The organism is Bacillus sp. PK3_68 (genome assembly GCF_003600835.1).
Taxonomy (GTDB): domain Bacteria; phylum Bacillota; class Bacilli; order Bacillales; family Domibacillaceae; genus Pseudobacillus.
The window spans coordinates 2,770,001-2,772,500 of record NZ_NQYC01000001.1 but is presented as its reverse complement, the minus strand read 5'-3'; the positions used below and the strand labels follow the sequence as shown (position 1 = coordinate 2,772,500).

At 53.3% G+C, this 2,500-nt stretch carries 2 rRNA genes (both cut by a window edge); both read right to left on the bottom strand.

Annotated elements, in window-relative coordinates:
• Positions 1 to 1,017: ribosomal RNA gene (locus CJ483_RS14065) — 23S ribosomal RNA — on the bottom strand; it reaches 1,913 nt to the left of the window's first position.
• Positions 1,018 to 1,222: 205 nt separating this feature from the next.
• A 16S ribosomal RNA gene (locus CJ483_RS14060) occupies positions 1,223 to 2,500 on the bottom strand (it continues 276 nt past the right edge of the window).
• Together the 16S and 23S rRNA genes form the textbook arrangement of a ribosomal RNA operon.

Below are 2,500 nucleotides of genomic sequence, written 5' to 3'. Positions count from 1 at the left end.
TGACTACGGATCTTATCACTCGCAGTCTGACTCCCAAGGATAAGTCTTTGGCATTCGGAGTTTGTCTGAATTCGGTAACCCGAGGGGGCCCCTAGTCCAAACAGTGCTCTACCTCCAAGACTCTTCCCTTGAGGCTAGCCCTAAAGCTATTTCGGAGAGAACCAGCTATCTCCAGGTTCGATTGGAATTTCACCGCTACCCACACCTCATCCCCGCACTTTTCAACGTGCGTGGGTTCGGGCCTCCAGTAAGTGTTACCTTACCTTCACCCTGGACATGGGTAGATCACCTGGTTTCGGGTCTGCGACCTCATACTCATGCGCCCTATTCAGACTCGCTTTCGCTGCGGCTCCGCCTTTACGGCTTAACCTCGCATGAAATCGCAACTCGCCGGTTCATTCTACAAAAGGCACGCCATCACCCATTAACGGGCTCTGACTACTTGTAGGCACACGGTTTCAGGTTCTCTTTCACTCCCCTTCCGGGGTGCTTTTCACCTTTCCCTCACGGTACTGGTTCACTATCGGTCACTAGGGAGTATTTAGCCTTGGGAGATGGTCCTCCCGGATTCCGACGGAATTTCACGTGTTCCGCCGTACTCAGGATCCACTCTGGAGAGAGCGATGTTTCGGCTACAGGATTGTTACCTTCTCTGATGGGCCTTTCCAGACCTCTTCGCCTACACCGTTCTTTTGTAACTCCGTATAGAGTGTCCTACAACCCCAGAAGGCAAGCCTTCTGGTTTGGGCTGTTCCCGTTTCGCTCGCCGCTACTCAGGGAATCGCGTTTGCTTTCTCTTCCTCCAGGTACTTAGATGTTTCAGTTCCCCGGGTGTGCCTTCTCCTACCCTATGGATTCAGGTAGGGATACTGTTCCATTACGAACAGTGGGTTTCCCCATTCGGAAATCTCCGGATTAACGCTTACTTACAGCTCCCCGGAGCATATCGGAGTTAGTCCCGTCCTTCTTCGGCTCCTAGTGCCAAGGCATCCACCGTGCGCCCTTTCTAACTTAACCTAAAATGGCGATTACTCGGTTATTGCTTGGTTACTTTTATACGATATTATCCAGTTTTCAAAGAACAAGTGGTCTTACCTATATAGAAGGAATTCATCCTTCAAAACTGAACAAAAAACAGTGCCGTTAATTCGTTTGTGAGAACAGCGTTCTCTGTTGCTACTACGTGCGGCTAAAAGCCTGACACGGTTCACAAGTTCCTTAGAAAGGAGGTGATCCAGCCGCACCTTCCGATACGGCTACCTTGTTACGACTTCACCCCAATCATCTGCCCCACCTTAGGCGGCTGGCTCCCGTAAGGGTTACCCCACCGACTTCGGGTGTTGCAAACTCTCGTGGTGTGACGGGCGGTGTGTACAAGGCCCGGGAACGTATTCACCGCGGCATGCTGATCCGCGATTACTAGCGATTCCGGCTTCATGCAGGCGAGTTGCAGCCTGCAATCCGAACTGAGAATGGTTTTATGGGATTGGCTAAACCTTGCGGTCTTGCAGCCCTTTGTACCATCCATTGTAGCACGTGTGTAGCCCAGGTCATAAGGGGCATGATGATTTGACGTCATCCCCACCTTCCTCCGGTTTGTCACCGGCAGTCACCTTAGAGTGCCCAACTGAATGCTGGCAACTAAGATCAAGGGTTGCGCTCGTTGCGGGACTTAACCCAACATCTCACGACACGAGCTGACGACAACCATGCACCACCTGTCACCGCTGTCCCCGAAGGGAAAGGTCTGTCTCCAGACCGGTCAGCGGGATGTCAAGACCTGGTAAGGTTCTTCGCGTTGCTTCGAATTAAACCACATGCTCCACCGCTTGTGCGGGCCCCCGTCAATTCCTTTGAGTTTCAGCCTTGCGGCCGTACTCCCCAGGCGGAGTGCTTAATGCGTTAGCTGCAGCACTGAAGGGCGGAAACCCTCCAACACTTAGCACTCATCGTTTACGGCGTGGACTACCAGGGTATCTAATCCTGTTCGCTCCCCACGCTTTCGCGCCTCAGCGTCAGTTACAGACCAGAGAGCCGCCTTCGCCACTGGTGTTCCTCCACATCTCTACGCATTTCACCGCTACACGTGGAATTCCGCTCTCCTCTTCTGCACTCAAGCCTCCCAGTTTCCAATGACCCTCCACGGTTGAGCCGTGGGCTTTCACATCAGACTTAAGAAGCCGCCTGCGCGCGCTTTACGCCCAATAATTCCGGACAACGCTTGCCACCTACGTATTACCGCGGCTGCTGGCACGTAGTTAGCCGTGGCTTTCTGGTCAGGTACCGTCAAGGTACCAACAGTTACTTTGGTACTTGTTCTTCCCTGACAACAGAGCTTTACGATCCGAAAACCTTCTTCACTCACGCGGCGTTGCTCCGTCAGACTTTCGTCCATTGCGGAAGATTCCCTACTGCTGCCTCCCGTAGGAGTCTGGGCCGTGTCTCAGTCCCAGTGTGGCCGATCACCCTCTCAGGTCGGCTACGCATCGTCGCCTTGGTG